Annotated in this window: 17 protein-coding genes, 1 pseudogene and 1 riboswitch; of the genes and pseudogenes, 5 read left to right on the top strand and 13 right to left on the bottom strand. The window is 40.9% G+C overall.

Annotated elements, in window-relative coordinates; genetic code table 11:
- Positions 1-309: pseudogene (locus JL57_RS13325) on the bottom strand (helix-turn-helix domain-containing protein); the annotation flags it as partial.
- Positions 310-493: 184 nt separating this feature from the next.
- Positions 494-584, bottom strand: a riboswitch (cyclic di-GMP riboswitch).
- A 628-nt stretch (positions 585-1,212) separates the two neighbouring features.
- The gene (locus JL57_RS13320; RefSeq protein WP_291300059.1) at positions 1,213-2,019 is read right to left on the bottom strand and encodes a hypothetical protein; all 807 of its coding nucleotides are present in this window, start codon (positions 2,017-2,019) and stop codon (positions 1,213-1,215) included.
- Here JL57_RS13320 and JL57_RS34365 point away from each other — a divergent pair.
- Together JL57_RS34365 and JL57_RS13310 are read left to right on the top strand one after the other, a co-directional pair.
- Entirely contained in the window at positions 2,018-2,353 is a 336-nt protein-coding gene (locus tag JL57_RS34365; protein WP_291300058.1) for a hypothetical protein, read from the top strand. The two genes, JL57_RS13320 and JL57_RS34365, sit on opposite strands and share 2 nt — an antisense overlap.
- A gap of 384 nt (positions 2,354-2,737) precedes the next feature.
- Positions 2,738-3,430, top strand: coding sequence for an MBL fold metallo-hydrolase (locus tag JL57_RS13310; RefSeq protein ID WP_034142533.1), 693 nt, complete (start codon positions 2,738-2,740; stop codon positions 3,428-3,430).
- Between the two features lie 2 nt (positions 3,431-3,432).
- On the opposite strand, the gene JL57_RS34360 is transcribed toward JL57_RS13310, so the two are convergent.
- From JL57_RS34360 to JL57_RS13255, 11 genes are all read right to left on the bottom strand, one after another.
- Positions 3,433-4,515 carry a transcriptional regulator gene (locus JL57_RS34360; RefSeq protein ID WP_291300057.1) on the bottom strand — a complete coding sequence of 361 codons (1,083 nt, stop codon included), beginning with the start codon at positions 4,513-4,515 and terminating at the stop codon, positions 3,433-3,435.
- Between the two features lie 45 nt (positions 4,516-4,560).
- The gene (locus tag JL57_RS13300) at positions 4,561-5,466 is read right to left on the bottom strand and encodes a hypothetical protein (RefSeq protein ID WP_034142532.1); all 906 of its coding nucleotides are present in this window, start codon (positions 5,464-5,466) and stop codon (positions 4,561-4,563) included.
- Positions 5,467-5,493: 27 nt separating this feature from the next.
- The gene (locus JL57_RS13295) at positions 5,494-8,277 is read right to left on the bottom strand and encodes a hypothetical protein (protein ID WP_034142531.1); all 2,784 of its coding nucleotides are present in this window, start codon (positions 8,275-8,277) and stop codon (positions 5,494-5,496) included.
- Positions 8,274-8,798, bottom strand: a complete 525-nt coding sequence (locus JL57_RS13290) for a hypothetical protein (RefSeq protein ID WP_034142530.1) — start codon at positions 8,796-8,798, stop codon at positions 8,274-8,276. Before JL57_RS13290 ends, JL57_RS13295 begins: the two co-directional genes overlap by 4 nt.
- Before the next feature lie 14 nt (positions 8,799-8,812).
- Positions 8,813-9,367: a hypothetical protein gene (locus JL57_RS13285; RefSeq protein WP_034142529.1), complete on the bottom strand. Its 555-nt coding sequence runs from the start codon at positions 9,365-9,367 to the stop codon at positions 8,813-8,815.
- A 20-nt stretch (positions 9,368-9,387) separates the two neighbouring features.
- The gene (locus JL57_RS13280) at positions 9,388-10,026 is read right to left on the bottom strand and encodes a hypothetical protein (RefSeq protein ID WP_034142528.1); all 639 of its coding nucleotides are present in this window, start codon (positions 10,024-10,026) and stop codon (positions 9,388-9,390) included.
- A 49-nt stretch (positions 10,027-10,075) separates the two neighbouring features.
- Positions 10,076-10,591 (bottom strand): hypothetical protein, encoded by a 516-nt coding sequence (locus JL57_RS13275; RefSeq protein ID WP_291300056.1) that lies wholly within the window; start codon positions 10,589-10,591, stop codon positions 10,076-10,078.
- On the bottom strand, positions 10,588-11,007 hold the full coding sequence (locus JL57_RS13270) for a hypothetical protein (RefSeq protein WP_034142526.1): 420 nt from the start codon (positions 11,005-11,007) through the stop codon (positions 10,588-10,590). Before JL57_RS13270 ends, JL57_RS13275 begins: the two co-directional genes overlap by 4 nt.
- A 123-nt stretch (positions 11,008-11,130) precedes the next feature.
- Positions 11,131-11,667, bottom strand: coding sequence for a hypothetical protein (locus tag JL57_RS13265; RefSeq protein WP_034142525.1), 537 nt, complete (start codon positions 11,665-11,667; stop codon positions 11,131-11,133).
- Between the two features lie 424 nt (positions 11,668-12,091).
- Positions 12,092-12,571: an ATP-binding cassette domain-containing protein gene (locus tag JL57_RS13260; protein WP_291300055.1), complete on the bottom strand. Its 480-nt coding sequence runs from the start codon at positions 12,569-12,571 to the stop codon at positions 12,092-12,094.
- On the bottom strand, positions 12,534-12,722 hold the full coding sequence (locus JL57_RS13255) for a hypothetical protein (protein WP_291300054.1): 189 nt from the start codon (positions 12,720-12,722) through the stop codon (positions 12,534-12,536). The genes JL57_RS13260 and JL57_RS13255 overlap by 38 nt, the downstream gene beginning before the upstream one ends.
- An 85-nt stretch (positions 12,723-12,807) precedes the next feature.
- Between JL57_RS13255 and JL57_RS13250 the strand changes: the two genes are divergently transcribed.
- The 3 genes from JL57_RS13250 to JL57_RS13240 all read left to right on the top strand — a co-directional run.
- A complete protein-coding gene (locus tag JL57_RS13250; RefSeq protein WP_291300053.1) occupies positions 12,808-13,023 on the top strand; it encodes a hypothetical protein in 216 nt (71 codons plus the stop codon).
- 293 nt (positions 13,024-13,316) lie between these two features.
- Positions 13,317-14,300, top strand: a complete 984-nt coding sequence (gene sppA, locus JL57_RS13245; protein WP_034142523.1) for a signal peptide peptidase SppA — start codon at positions 13,317-13,319, stop codon at positions 14,298-14,300.
- A 17-nt stretch (positions 14,301-14,317) separates the two neighbouring features.
- Positions 14,318-14,835 (top strand): RDD family protein (locus JL57_RS13240; protein ID WP_034141385.1); only part of this gene is annotated, 518 nt, incomplete at its 3' end.

The raw sequence follows: 14,835 nt of genomic DNA, 5'->3' as shown, positions 1-14,835 counted from the left end.
CTTAAATGCCCTGTAAAATTGTAAAACTTTTGCTACTAAATATTGGTCTTGAAGCCACGGCTTTCTTTCTTGTTTAGAATAATCAAACGTGGTTTCTAATTTAGTCGCATTTATTTTCATTCGAAAAGTATTTACTAAACTCTCTGAGTCTATGTCAAGGAAACGAGCATAAGACCGTAAAAATCCTACCGTGTAAACCTCACCAGGAAGAACGCAGTAGTCCTCTTCTTCTAATGCTTGTAGGTATTTGCAACGAATTTTAGTGAATTCTTCAACATCTTTCAGTTCCATTCCTTTAGCTTCTCTCGCCTTACGTAACTGTTAGACAACTTTCTCCATATTTCAACCTCCTTTTTTCAAGATCATAAGTAACAGCCTGTTTGATGTATAAGCCTAAGTAGAGCATCATTATCCCAAACCTGATTAAAAAAGAGAAAACAAAAAGAACTCCACACCAGAGATACTTAGTCCCGGCTGGGGCTCTAATTTCTTCTCCGGCAACCTGGCAATCGTGGCAGTGTCTTTACTGCTGTAGACCCATGGCTTTGCGTCACACCTTTTCAGATGTTTTGCCCTTATCAGAACAATTTTCTAAATAAATAGTTAATATATGAGTATTTATCAACAAAGAAGTTAAATGATGTCGTATTTTGCTAGGAATTCTCTTTAGAGTATTTTAGCATACTTACTAATAAATTCAAATATTTTTAATTTATTGACGAAGCTGGAAAGGAATCTCTTTCCAAGATGAAAAGAGCCTTGAGGCAGTACAACTGTATGTACCTCAAGGCTTTCGTTATGTATCTCCGCTTAATTCGAGGGTATGTATGGCGGAGGCGAACTTACACTGCTGGAAATCCTAACAGTGAAGCTGAGATAATAAAATGTTATTAGTATTAGCATTAATCCCATTACGAGTACTATTCAACTATTGTAATGGGACACGAGTAAAGCGTCGAGTGAATTTAATCTTATGCCATTTTTACAAAAAAGAAGAAACACTAATGGATTGGGGCCCATAGCGTTTCTTCTGATCTTACACATATGGCGATAGAAAATAAATGATTTGCGTTTAACCTCTACTAGACTCATTGTACATAATAATCTACCTCCTATAGCCTAATTTATCATATTCAAACACTTAAGTTAGGTGCTTGTCCAACATCCTAAAGCTGTTTGTCCCTATCAATATTATACCATATCTTCATATTATTATACTATATCTTTGGCTATCGTAAAAATAACCCCGTCACCCGGGAGAATCCAACCATTAAATTCAACTCTAACGCCATTAGTATTCTTATAAGGTATAATTTTCAACTTCTTTTCATCCATAAAACCGAATCCAAAACCATTCACACGATAAGGCGCATAATTTTTTAACATAAAATTACTACTAAATCGTTTGCAAGGAGCAGTAATACGATGTTGATAATGAATATCTGTTATTGGAACAAGGGACTCTGCTACGAGTTCAATAGAACAACTATCTTTGATCTCAATCGAAAAATGGCCAGATATATCAACTTCGTAACTTGGAGCACTTGATGGTGGGTTTTGACATCTCTCCACAAATAATTTGATATTCTTGTCTATGGTTTGATTCCCAATTGTAACTCTACATTTATTTATTTTATATAAATCAATATCATTTACATCTTCAATGGGTGTCATATATGCTCCAACCGGAACATTTTTCACCTTTACTTCAGAGGTTGGATTTACTATTGTGAAAAGCCTTGTAATGACTTTTTTCATATAATTTTTATCTTCATCTATTATGCACTCGACATCATTAATGTATTCCTCATAATAGCATTCATTAAGGAAATTACAAATTTCATCTTCAACGACGTAAAAAAAGCTAGTTGGGTCATTGGTTCCAAAGTATAGTCTTCTATCAACATTACTTTTTAATCCTTTTAATCTGGGTTCATCAAGATCGTTAATGAAATCGTCAGTAGCCATCATCTTTCTTAAAGAATCTACTAGAGTGCGCCCGTAATGAGTTAATTCCATGAAAATAGCAACACTACCTACAATAAATACAGCAATAAAAAATTCTTTAAAGAAATCCAAAAAAATCCCACTTAGTAATGAAAAATCGAAATTATGTTCATATAACGAAATAAAAAATAAGCCAACTAAACTAGTAAAAGTAAGCGGATTGCAGAATATGAAGAAAGTAGCAATAAAACCCCGTCTTGGAAAGATATTAGTAGAAGATGTTATAGGAGTTTTAGGACTTGTCAACAAAATCATCTCCCTTGGAATATTTAACCAAAATTATTCTTCTGGAAATTATCGTAAATATCCTTTATTTTATAAGGTCCATTCAGTTCCACATACCTAAGTCCGCTCAGCAAAATAAAAAAGCCCAAGGTGGGCACTTATCCAAACCCACCACGAAAAAATCGTTTTCATTCCAGTCCATACCAATTTCTTTCAAAAACAATTCTCTTGTCTGTGTTGGCAATTATTCGAAGTACTTAGAAGGCAAAATGTTCAAGCGGTTTATTTACTATTTACTAAAATTGCATAGACAATATAGCGGTCCAGAGAATAGCCAGGAGTATTGAATGGATAGCAGGTAGTCAACGTTAGTATGACATGGTGGTTGAATACTTTAATTCGCAATAATTGAATGAGTGCCTTAGAATAATGATATAATTGTCTTGGAATGGAAGCTTGATCTTCGTGGCTTGATCTTCGTAAAATGAATTAAGAAGGTGCTTTCTTGCAACTAATATATGATTTGATACAACTTTCTATAACCAACTGCTATTTAATCAAAGGCTTAAACGGCTTTTTGCTTATTGACTGCGGAGGGCGAGGGGATAAAAAGACCTTTACCAAAAAGCTTGCGCGCTTAGGCCTTAAAGCTTCCCAGATTAAATACCTTGTGTTGACCCACCATCACAACGACCATTGTGGTTTATTGCCATTTTTAATGGCAGAAAACCCCGATATATGTGTGATCATGAGCGAACTATGTTCACGATATCTTCAAGGTGGGCATAATATTCGTCATCCCAACGAGCGCTACGCCAATAAATTTCTTGAGCTTATGATGGGACTTTATTTAGGAGTTCAAAAGGATTCCGACAGCTTTGAGCCTTTTTACATAAGACCACAAGATATAGTTATCAGGAATGATGATGATAGCTTCTTGCTAAATATGGGATTTTCGGCAAATATTCTATTAACACCTGGCCATACAGAGGACAGCCTCTCCGTCATTGTGAAAGACACTGCTTTTGTCGGTGATGCCACCCGGAATTTCCTGTCTTTTACAGGCGCACCCTACCATCCCGTTATATACTACAACGAAAGCAGTTACCATGAAAGCAGGCAAAAGATCATAAAGCAGGGCATACGTTATGTATGCCCTGCTCATGGAAAACCCTTTGCTGTGGAAAAATGGCGCTGAGTTTAGGCTTTGTCGTCGTCTTTTTGGTGTTCAAGCATCAAAACATACGCAAGCTCCGTCCGGTTATTGGCACCGGTTTTTTTATAGATGTTTTTAATGTGAGTTTTAACAGTATTTTCGGAAATATTCAGTTGCTTGGCAATCTGCGGGTTGTTTTTGCCCTGCACCAAAGCGTCGATGATGTCGGCCTCCCGTTTTGTGAATTTAAACTGGTAGTCGGAGAGCAGAGAATTGCTATCTGCGTATTGCAGAATAACCACAAATTTAGCTCTCGGTTCCTTGAGTTTATTTGCCAAAACGGAGATGATAAGTTCACCTACGCTTGTTTTCAAAGGATAAGCCGAGGAAAACCGAGTGTCGATTTCTTTTTTTTGCAGAGATTCGACCATATCGGAACAAAGCTCCTTCACATGATACAGCACACTAGAGCCATAGGCAGAAGTGATTTTCAGCATATCGTAGCCCGTCACATTGCCGCCGGTTAAGCTCATTCCCTCATCAAAAACACAAATACCCATGGTATTGTTAGCTTCATTACCTGATGTCTCTAAAAATTTCACAGCGTTAAGGGTATGTATGATGTGAAAGACCATGGATACATGGGGTTGCATCAGCCCTAGCATAAACAAGTCTTCATCTGAAAAATCCGGATTGCTTTTGCTGCGATGCAGGTAGATTTCTCCCATAAACTGATCCTTGTAGATGATCCGCAGGCAGACAATGTAAAAGTCTTTTTGAAACTCAATAAAATCGCTTCTAGGCTCTTCAATGGTGATTAGTCCTTTTTGGTAATCTACCGCCTTATACACATATGCTTCCTTACCGCTACTGTTTTTCTCCGCGGCTTTTTCATATTCATCAAGCCTGGAAAATTTATCTTTCTGAGCATACGTGCTGATATTGCCCCCCTTGTAGGGCTTAAAATAACTGCAGTCTCGACTGATTGCGCAAAAAAACATCCCGCTATCATACGAAACAAATTCATGCAGCTGCATAATGGCAAGCTTTAAAAATTCCGCAAATGATACGCATTCATATGCTTTGGCTGTGAAATCGTTCAGCCTCCGAACAGTTTTGTTGTCCACACCCCACACTCCTAATCCAATTAAAAATAATACTACTAAGTATAACTATACTATGCTTGGACACTTCAATAAACCCTCAAATATTTTTAGCGCATACGAACTGCTTACTGTGGAAATCTCTATTTCATCGCCTCCCATAATGAATAGGAGATTATCCTTAAGACCTGCGCTGATATACAAAATTCCAGATAAGGCAGTTTGGCCGTCCTTTAGCATCTGTAAAAGTTCAACGGTTGTAATCAGCTGGTATGCTAAGAAATTTGACCCGAATACAGCATACTCCTCGGTTAAGGTAAAGTTCTTGTTAGATGCCACCACATTTTTTGCTACTAAGCGATATATTAGTGCTTTTGTGGTTTCGAGAGACGGTATTTCCCACTTGTAGTTAGCCTGGATCATGGCCACAAGCCCTGTTTCGTTAGGCATATCCAGGTGAGAACGAATTTCTGCAAAAGTGGCGCCAGCTTCGCTTTGTTGTTGACAATAGGACAGCATTGTCTTTTCGCGGTAAATATCAAACATGGAAAGCAGTACATAAATCTCATCTTTAGACAGAGCTATTTCAAAATCAGCTCGCTTAAAACTTGTTAATCCTATAAAATTTCCAATATTCATCATAATTTTATCTAAGTCTGACCCTTTGCTAATTCTTAGAACACCGCCTGCGTTTTCGACAAGAACAAGGTCCGCCCCCTTGCGGTAGGTGTATTTTTCTACTAATATACTGCTTTCCTGCAATATAAATCTACAAGACAGATCGGGATTGGCGGCTATATCCAAAAGCTCCTTCGCCTCTTTCGACAGCACTCCATTTTGCAAGACCCCTCTTTTCTCCAAGGAGTTCAAACTCTCTGTGGAATTATTGTTATCTATTCCACTAAAAATACCAATTGAGCTTGCTGCTGCAAATTGCTGCTTTAAGACCTTTAACTCACTTATTGAAAACTCCATATTATTACCCTCCCTTGTATTCTATTTCTATTTTAGTTGGTCTGTATATGGCTTAATAAGGAATTCCTTGACGGCAGCACTTCCCATTTTCTGAGCTCCGCCGTGGGTTGTGCCTCCTATCGCTTTTATCGCACTTCCGATAGCAAGTCCTTTTTCAGGCAAATTGAGTGGTGGACATTTTGCGGTTATACCATCTGTAACCGCCCCAACTCCTGCATTTAATGCACCGTCCACAAGGCCTCCCTGCATTGCCTTTGCCACATCTTCTCCACGCAACGCCGCACCAGTTGTAGCTGCTGCTGTTTCGCCGACTATAGCTGCTCCTGCCTTTTTCAGGACACCATATTTTGCCGTGCCATCGATATAATCGCTGCCAACATCGGTAGCGCTTTTGATTGCGCCCTCTGCTATCGTGCCTAAACCTATGCCTTTGCCGGAAAAATGGTCACTTGCCGCTGTTCCTAGCATATTCTTAGCTATTTTATAACCATTTTTAATACCCGGATGCGCAGTACCCATTAAATCAATCGTTACATCTGCACCCATACCAACAACCGTTGTGACTGTTTCGGCTGTCTCCAAACGGTCTGCATATTTTTGCCAATCTTTGAAGTTTTCCATGTCTCGTTCTTGCTGTTTTGCGACAACACGCTCTATTTCCTTCATATCGTCTGTGCCATATTTCTTTTGAAGCTGATTCATAGCCTCGTTTCTTTGCTCCTTCTGCTTAATAGCATCCATGCCAGCCTTCATGTTCTCATCCGGCGCGGCGTTATCTACTCGTGCCTGCTCTAGATAACCATCCCTTGCAACGGCACTTTTTTGGGCTTCCTTGTAGGCATCCTCACTATAGCCATAGCCGGTTTCCGGGTTGTACCACTCTCCTGAGGCAGGGTCTTTGACATAGGTGGTTGTATTTCCGGTTACTGGGTCGGTAACATCCCTTGATTCCACTGGAGTCGGCACAGTAGGTTCGGGTGTACTCTCAGGATTCGTTGCAGGCTCGTTCTCCGGCACAAATTCCGGCTCATCCGGCTCAACTTCACTTTCGTTAAAATCTCCATCCTGTTCAGTTTCGTAGGATTCAGATCCCTGGCCACCACTATCTTCTGTTCCCGCCACCTCATTGTCTCCTATGGAAACGGCGTCGCCTTCATCAGGATTATCGGTATTGCCCATGGCATCGGCAAGCATAATCATAGCGATCTGCTCATCTGTTTTATCAGGATACTTGTTTTTATACCAGTTTCTATCTCTGTTTACTCTAGGTGCCGCTGCCTTTGGTTTTCTATTTAAAAGCTCAATCACCACAGTTACTACAACCCCAGCAAGGGGAGGAAATAGCATTCCTACAGCCGCCTGAGAAGCATTATTTGGTCCGGGAATATTGCCAACATTCTGCGGCTTGGCAAGGGCGGTCATCACAAAAGGAGGAAGCTCCTTATGCTTTAATACTCCACTTGAAATGATGGTATAGGTGTTGTCATCGGCACCTTTACTTTCGCTTGCCTCTCGTTTATAAAAACCAGTTCCGTTAATAGAAACGACCGCGTTTTTCCCTGAGTATTCAAGAACAATCTTCGCATCGGCACCAATTCGAGCCTTGTATGGAAGCTTGGATAAATCCATATCAAAGTTGAATTTTCCCACCAATCGCGTTTCCGTTTCCTCAGTGATTTCGCAAATTTGAGAAAAAGGCATACCCTCATATACTCCGATAAGTTCAATGTACCCGTCACAATCCAGTATCGTTAACTCAAAATCCTTAAGAGAAAATGAACTTATGCCGCTGTTGACGTTCCCTTTGAGCGTGCTCATTTTATACGTATCTAACTTGATATTATAGGTCCCTGTGAAATCATAGCGCACCGGAATGGGAACGACTGCACTGACATAAAACATGGGTGTACCATCTTCCTCATAGGAAAGTGCATCCGGCTCGGTCATCTTAATAGAATAAATCCCTGCCTTTAGGATAACATTGGGTGCATAAATCCACATACCATTTTGCGCACCTCCAAACTCAGCGCCATAGGCCTTCCCTGATGCGGCAATTTTTCCGGCTCCATCGTAAATCGTTACATATCCAGGGAGTGCTCCATCACCCTTATTATAGGTATTTAGCCTTATTTCGTTGATCACATACTCACTGTCAAGCTGAAATTTGGCAGGCTTTTTCTCTGCATCGGACAAAGTCGGAGTGGACGAAATATCAGTTTTTTCATCAGTCAAACTAATATTACCCATTTCTTTCTCTAAATCATTTTGTTCTGAATTGTTTTCGGCGTACCATGCCAGCATTTTTTTTTCATATCTATCAAAAGCTGCTTTATTGTAGCCTTTTAAGAGGACAGCGTTAGGGAGCATTTGACCGTCCTCAAAGGAGATGGAATAGCTGCTTTTCTTCAAAACCATATGCCCTAAAGGCTCAAAGATAAGCAGCTTATCCGTAGACGAGACCGAAAAGCCACTGTAGACATTCCCTCTTTCGTCGATAAGCTTAAGATCCTTTTTTTCACTTAGGCCATCGATAAAAGGTATATACATGGCTGTCAGCACGGATGACTCCCCTACGCTTACCACCGTACACTGTGATGTAGAAAATTCCTTATCTAAAAAGCCAATCACGAGGTTATCATGATTATCATAATTTACGTATTCGTTATACCATTTACCGGTTTTCCCCAACACCTTTTCCATCGGAAGTGGCGGCTGTGTGCTCTCTCCCGCTGCCAGGGCGGGTATCGGCAAGAGGAAGTTACTCAATAGCACGATACATGCTGCAATAAATGCTACGGCTTTTTTCATCATCCCACGCCTCCCTTTGACAGTAAAGTTTTAATAATCCCCGCACCGCCCTCAATGAATGGCGGTACCTTTATGAGAAAAGCAGTGGATAGTATCCATGTAAAGGAGAATAAAAGGCATACGGCCGATGTGACAATGGTGATTTTAATAGAGCTTTTCCCGATCAGCTTTCCAATCTCTATAGCCGAAGCCGTGCCGACTGCCATAATACCTGCCGAAATAAATGCTGATGTGTGAGACCAATTTAAGTAGAACGTTGCGATAAGCAGCATAAAGACAAAAGGAAGCATAAAGCCCATACTCGTATCGGTAGCGTTCTTAATTACTGACTTTCCATGCTCTTTTTTGATTTTAGGGTTAAACAGCCCTAAGAAACCGTTTAAGAACAATTTAAAGAGCCATCCAAAAATTATTCCAAATAGTAACCCAAAACCCAAACGGCATGGATTAGTTGGCTCTAAGACACTATAAAAGGTACAGATACCAAAGCTGGCAAAGCATAAAAATCTTACAAAGCTCTTCATTTGTCTTACACCCCCTAAAGATTTCCAAAGATCGACCAGCTTACCAATATCGCACCACTGATAATTGTGGCAATGGGGATGCTCATTGCGTTTTTACCACCAGTCATCTCACGAATGGTTACAATGGTAGGACCAATTGCCCACAAAATTCCAGATACGCCAAAGGCTATCGAGGTTTTCCACCCCAGCCCAAGTGAAAATGCGATTCCAAGAGTACCGTAGATCAGGGCTCCGCTATAGCTAAGACAGAAGAGCGAAATAATCTGCCCTATTTTTTTATCAGTTTTAGATAGTTTCAGTATTACTGCCACCAGAAATCCAAGCAAGGGTATAAGCAAAGCCCCGTATAGAACCCCCACCCCTGCCGACAGCAGTAGGAAATCCACGCCTTTTTGACCAGTTTTATAGAGGTCAAGCCCGGTCTGAAGAAAAAACAATCCAAAGGCAAGAGCGGATACAATTAATGAAAAGTACCATTTCGTATTGAGCATTGCGCTCTTTAAAATGCCAGACGGATTAATCATCATCCCGAAGATGGTTTTTAGCATGGAAGGTTTTGTTTTTTCCATCGGATATGCCTCCTTATTCACTAGCGTTCTACCCATTTGATTAAGCAGGCAACCTGCCCCAGATTACCCAATCCATTGTTGGCAAGATAGAAACTGATCATCGGTTTCCCATCATCCGTTTTACCAACCATAGCCAGATTACTTTTAGCTTCAGCGTTCAATGGCTTATCCTTCTGGAGTTGGTATCCATCAACCTTTGTGGTTGTGAAATGGCTATTCGAGGTTGTTTTATGAGAAAGTTCAAATAATACCCGCTCATCCTGAGGCGGCCGAAATGTAAGGGTAACATTGGAGTCCATGATAAATCGCGTAGCTATATTCTTGGTGCTGCTTCCCGATTTATCAACACTATCGGTTTTATCAAGGTGAATTTCAAAGCTGGTTTCTTCCCCTTTTTTCAGGGTAATTTCCTCCACTTCTATGGGCATTTTATTTTCGCCTTCCCAATGCACATATATCGGGACTAAACAAATAGCTTTTGGCGGGTCATCATAAATTTTCTTTTTTAATTCTTCGCTTCCTGCTGGGATTCCATAGGCCACATATACATCCTGTTGTCCTTTGCCTTTATCACTACAGCCCGCTAACAATACTATAAAAACCAATAAAAGAAGGGTAAACAAGACTCGCTTGGCATTGTTTCTATTTTTTCTCAACATACTTTTCACCCCTGTCATCCTTTTCATCTAGGCCAAATACAGCAAATCCCTATTTTGCCTGTTTAAAGCTAGTTCCGTCCCATTCGATAACCATGGATTCACCATATGTGCCTGAGATGATAATATCTTGTACGCTAGAAAACGGTTTTTCTATACTCCATTCTTTGGGATCTCCAGGAACCACGCCCGCCGCAACGCACTGGACCTTATATTCATAGGTTGTTTTTGAAGTTTCTTTCAGACTTCCCGACTGAATAGCCTTTTCCATTGAAACACCGCTCACTTGATAACGATTGCTTGCACCCGCCTTTATGGTAAAATCGCTGACATCAACCGCATCGACCGAATCATCATTTTCATTGACGCTGTCTTGGTCACCTCTGTATTTATCGCTGCCATAGGTGCTCGTTGTTAACACCCAGTCTGCCCCAGTGGTGTTTTTAATTTGGAAAAGAATTTCTTTTTTGTCATTTGTCGCGGCCTCTTTTTCTGAGTTGCACCCGGTGATCATGGAAACAGCCGCCAATAGAAAGACTAGAAACAGTATCATTTTTCTCATCATCATTCTCCTCCCGTTTTTTCCATAATTATTAATTTAACTCTGTCATAATTTTCCTCTGAGCAAAACACAGCCATAGTTTTAGAAAAGCCGCCGTAAAGCATCATACTTTTTTGCTTTTCAAGGTGTTTTACCCTTCTAATCCGCTTCCACGGTATAAGAACCTCTGTTCTTGTACCCGACAGCATACCGGCCCCGGCAGCAGTGGGGTTCCGGGCAATAAGACCTAGAATAACTGTTATTACCGAAAGTCTTTTCACTCGTTTCCTCTGGTATGGCTGATTTGCGCATAGAATTCCCTTTTGGTCTATGACAAAATGAACATCATATGTCCCTCTGAAAATGAGCAGCACAAGAATAACGGTCAAAAACAAAGTCAGCAGGATTAGCAAAACGCCATAATACGCCTTTAATATACACATAATGGTTAGCAGTGCTCCAAAGGGTATGCCAATTGCAATACCTAACTGTTTTAGAATTAGCCTGTTTTTGAAAATCGAAACTTTAATATCCCATGTTATTTCATTCAGAAGAAGACCTCCTCCTTAGTCTCTATCCTTTTCTTGGAACACTTCCTCAACGCTGTCATCATAATCATTCAGATCAGGGATATCTATTTCTCTGCTTGAAGTCGTAGCCACCTTGAATTTGCCGCTTGTTTTTTTCTTTTTCCTGTTCATCACAAACAACAGCAGTATTCCTATGCCCATATATAAAGGTTGACCGATGTTTGGCTCAGCTTCGGTTTTAAGGGAATTGATATTAGGAGCAAAAGGAAAATAATATACCTCGTTTTCCACCTTAACTGACATGTCGCTGCCACGCCTATTCGTGTGTCCGCTGTGAGTAATGCCATCCGAATCTTTAAAAGTGTAATCTATAGCCCATTCATATCGCTGGCTGGCAGGGCGGTTATCATCTGCACCACCGTAGCGTCTTGTAGATACTTTGGCCATTGAATTTTCGCCAAAGAAAAACAGCAGAACATTACCTACCGCCATTAATATTAGCGCTACACCAACAGCAGAAATGACTATCCGCCAGAAAAGCTTAGACGATTTAGATTCTCTGTTTGCGGCCATGTTATCACTCCCAATATCGTTTTCTGATATAAAAAGCAAATTATATTACCATTGTAGAGAATTTTTATTTTTTATATAATCACCCGATCGGGTGATTATATAAAATACAATCAGTTTGTTTTTGAACTTTGACGAAACAGATCCCCGACGCGAATTTATCTGCCTCGTGCCAGGTTTTGCCCCACTTCAAATAGTAATAGGACGCCAAATCCGAGGCCGTTAATGGTCAATTTGGAAAATTAACCATTAATTTATTTCCTCCATTCATTTTATTGGTGACGGTCTGAACGTTTATTTCCTTTCTAAATGCAAGAAAGCCTTGAGGTACAACGGTATATACCTCAAGGCTTTCGTTATGTATCTCCGCCTAAATTCGAGGGTTTGATTGGCGGAGGCGAGGCGCACCTATCCAAACCCTCGACAATTAAATACGTGCCTTTGATTGAAATCCTTTTACCCATTCATCCAGTTCCCTTTCGCGGTCTGCACCAACCGAGAATTCCTTACAGGAAGCAATCTGTCCATCTCTGATATAGAGTACTTTCCTTGCTTTGGCAGCGACACGCTGATCATGGGTAACGGTCATTATGATCATTCCATCGCGATTCAAATCTTCTAGGATTGCCAATACCTGATCCGCGGCGCCAGAGTTCAGCGCTCCTGTCGGTTCATCCAAAAACAGAATTTCAGGATTATTGATCATGGCGCGGCAAATGGAAGCCCGTTGTAACTGTCCGCCGGAAACTTCCCGGATATCACGCTCTTCGATTCCTTCAATTTCCATCCTCTTCAGTAAGCCGCCTGCCATCAAAAGGGCCGAAAGGATCAGGAATACCGCCAGGGCAGTTGTGATAACCCTGTTTCTCTTAAAGTCCTTCCGGACAAGATTCAGCAAGAGTTTCATTCTTACTTATTCTCCTTTCCAACGTTTTTACACTTTTCAGTCCGGAAACAACGATTCCGACAATCGATAAAGCCATGCCTGCAATCAAGATCAGCAGCGCAATTCCTCTTCCCGCACCGGCACCGATTACTTCTCCGATGTTTATCGCCAACAAACTGTTACCGCTGTGCAAACATCAGTATGGGAACCTAGGGCAGAGGTTCTGACACGGTAAGAAAAATCTGGAGTTGAGAGTTATGGTAAAACCAGAGTTAATTATATTTGATATGGATGGGTTGATGTTTGAGGATTCCGAAGTAGGAATAATCGCTGCTTATCGGGCGGGGATGTTTCCAGTTCTAATTCCAGACATGATAATCCCTCATGAAGAAGTTAGAAAACTCGCTTTCAGAGAGATGGAGAATCTTTTGGAGGTTAAGCAGTTTTTCAAAGCGATGTTTGAGAATGCTTAATTATATGAATATCCTTAACAATATCAACTTAAGCTTAGCACTTGATATTCCTATCTCAAAATTGCGTGGTATAATACCTGCAAGGCATGCATTATTAAGGTTGGCAAGCATAGGTTCCGAAAGGCAACGACTATCTTTGAGAGGAGTTATTAAGTAAATCCGAGGAAAAGGAGAAGCTTTTATTCAGTGCAGGTCAGAAGAAAAAGGTAATGCTCAGTATAAAATAGGCTCAAAAGGAACGGGTTTCATACTGTTTTGTGCCTTGAGCGCAGCGAAAGGAATGGTTTAAAAGTATGAATAAAAAGCGCTGGATTTCTATAGCTGTTATCATTGTTTTGTTAGTGGTGTACGTACGTACAGAAGTGATTTCAACAGGACCAAACATAGGGAAATTGAAAAGATCCCTGCTTTCTTCGGAACCATCATTCAGCACCGAGACTTATCAAGAAGGAGCCGGTAAAACCATTGCTTTGATTACCGTCAATGGAACAATTCAGAGCGAAAGTGATACATTGACAGCCGGTACCAATGCCTATAATCATCAAGCATTTTTACAGGAAATCGATGATGCCTTTACAAATCCGGTAATTCAGGCTGTTGTCCTGAAGGTTGATTCGCCTGGCGGCGGTGCATATGAAAGTGATGAGATTTATCAGAAACTGATAAGTTATAAAGAAAAATACCCCAAACCTTTGATTGTTTCCATGGGTTCAATGGCAGCTTCAGGCGGTTACTATATTTCGATGCCGGCGGATAAGATTTTTGCGAGCCGGAATACGATGACCGGATCAATCGGCGTAATTATGAGTACGTATAATTACAGCCAGCTGGCAGAAAAATTGGGTATTGAGGAATTTGTTTTCAAAAGCGGTAAAAACAAAGATATCATGAATCCGATGCGTGACGCGACTCCGGAAGAAAAGCAGATCATGCAGGGGATCATTGATGAGTATTATGGTTATTTTGTCGATACAGTGGCCAAAGGAAGAAAAATGGAACGTCAGGCCGTCATTCAAGTTGCGGATGGAAGGATTTATACAGCTTCGCAGGCCAAGTCACTGGGTCTGATCGACCAGATCGGCGATTTGGATGGAGCCATTACCGAAGCAGCAAAAATGATTAACGAAAGTGATCCCAATATAATCCAGTATATAAATGAAAATCCATTCAGCTTGAATCTACTCTTATCCATGGCGTCGCCCCAACTTGATTTCTTGGGGATAAAACAGGATTTGCAGAACAGTGCGGTACCTACCGCGATGTACCTGTATCGCTAAAGGAGCGTGATTAATCAATGGATATTAATAATCATGAGAACAGCGGCGATCAGACAGTGGAAAGCATCAATACCGTAGCTTGGAGAGTCGTGGGTTTTTGGACCAGATTCTGGGCCTTTAGCATCGATCTGGCAGTCATTGCGATGAGCAGTCAGATTTTTTTCCGGGTTTTATGGCCGGCAGGTCTTGGAACAACAACCATCAAATCATTTGTACTGATCAATTCACTCTTTCCAGGCATCTGGGGAAGCTTTTATTTTGTTTTAATGACGATGTATTTCGGACAAACGCTGGGGAAAATGATCATGGGAATTAAAGTTGTTAGCAAAGACGGCTGCCTTCTCAACTGGTCTACTGTCGTCATACGGGAAGTTGCCGGAAGAACGATGTCACAGTTGCTCGGCACTTACCTGGGCTATTTGGTTTGCGCATTTCATCCCCGGAAGCAATCCTTGACCGATATCATCAGCGATACCTATGTAGTTTATGATGAGAATAAAAAGTGGGGCAAATGGGTTCAGATCCCGGCAGCAGT

It is taken from the genome of Desulfosporosinus sp. BICA1-9 (assembly GCF_000802135.1).
The sequence above is the reverse complement of the archived record's forward strand: the minus strand, read 5'-3'. Positions and strand labels throughout refer to the sequence as shown.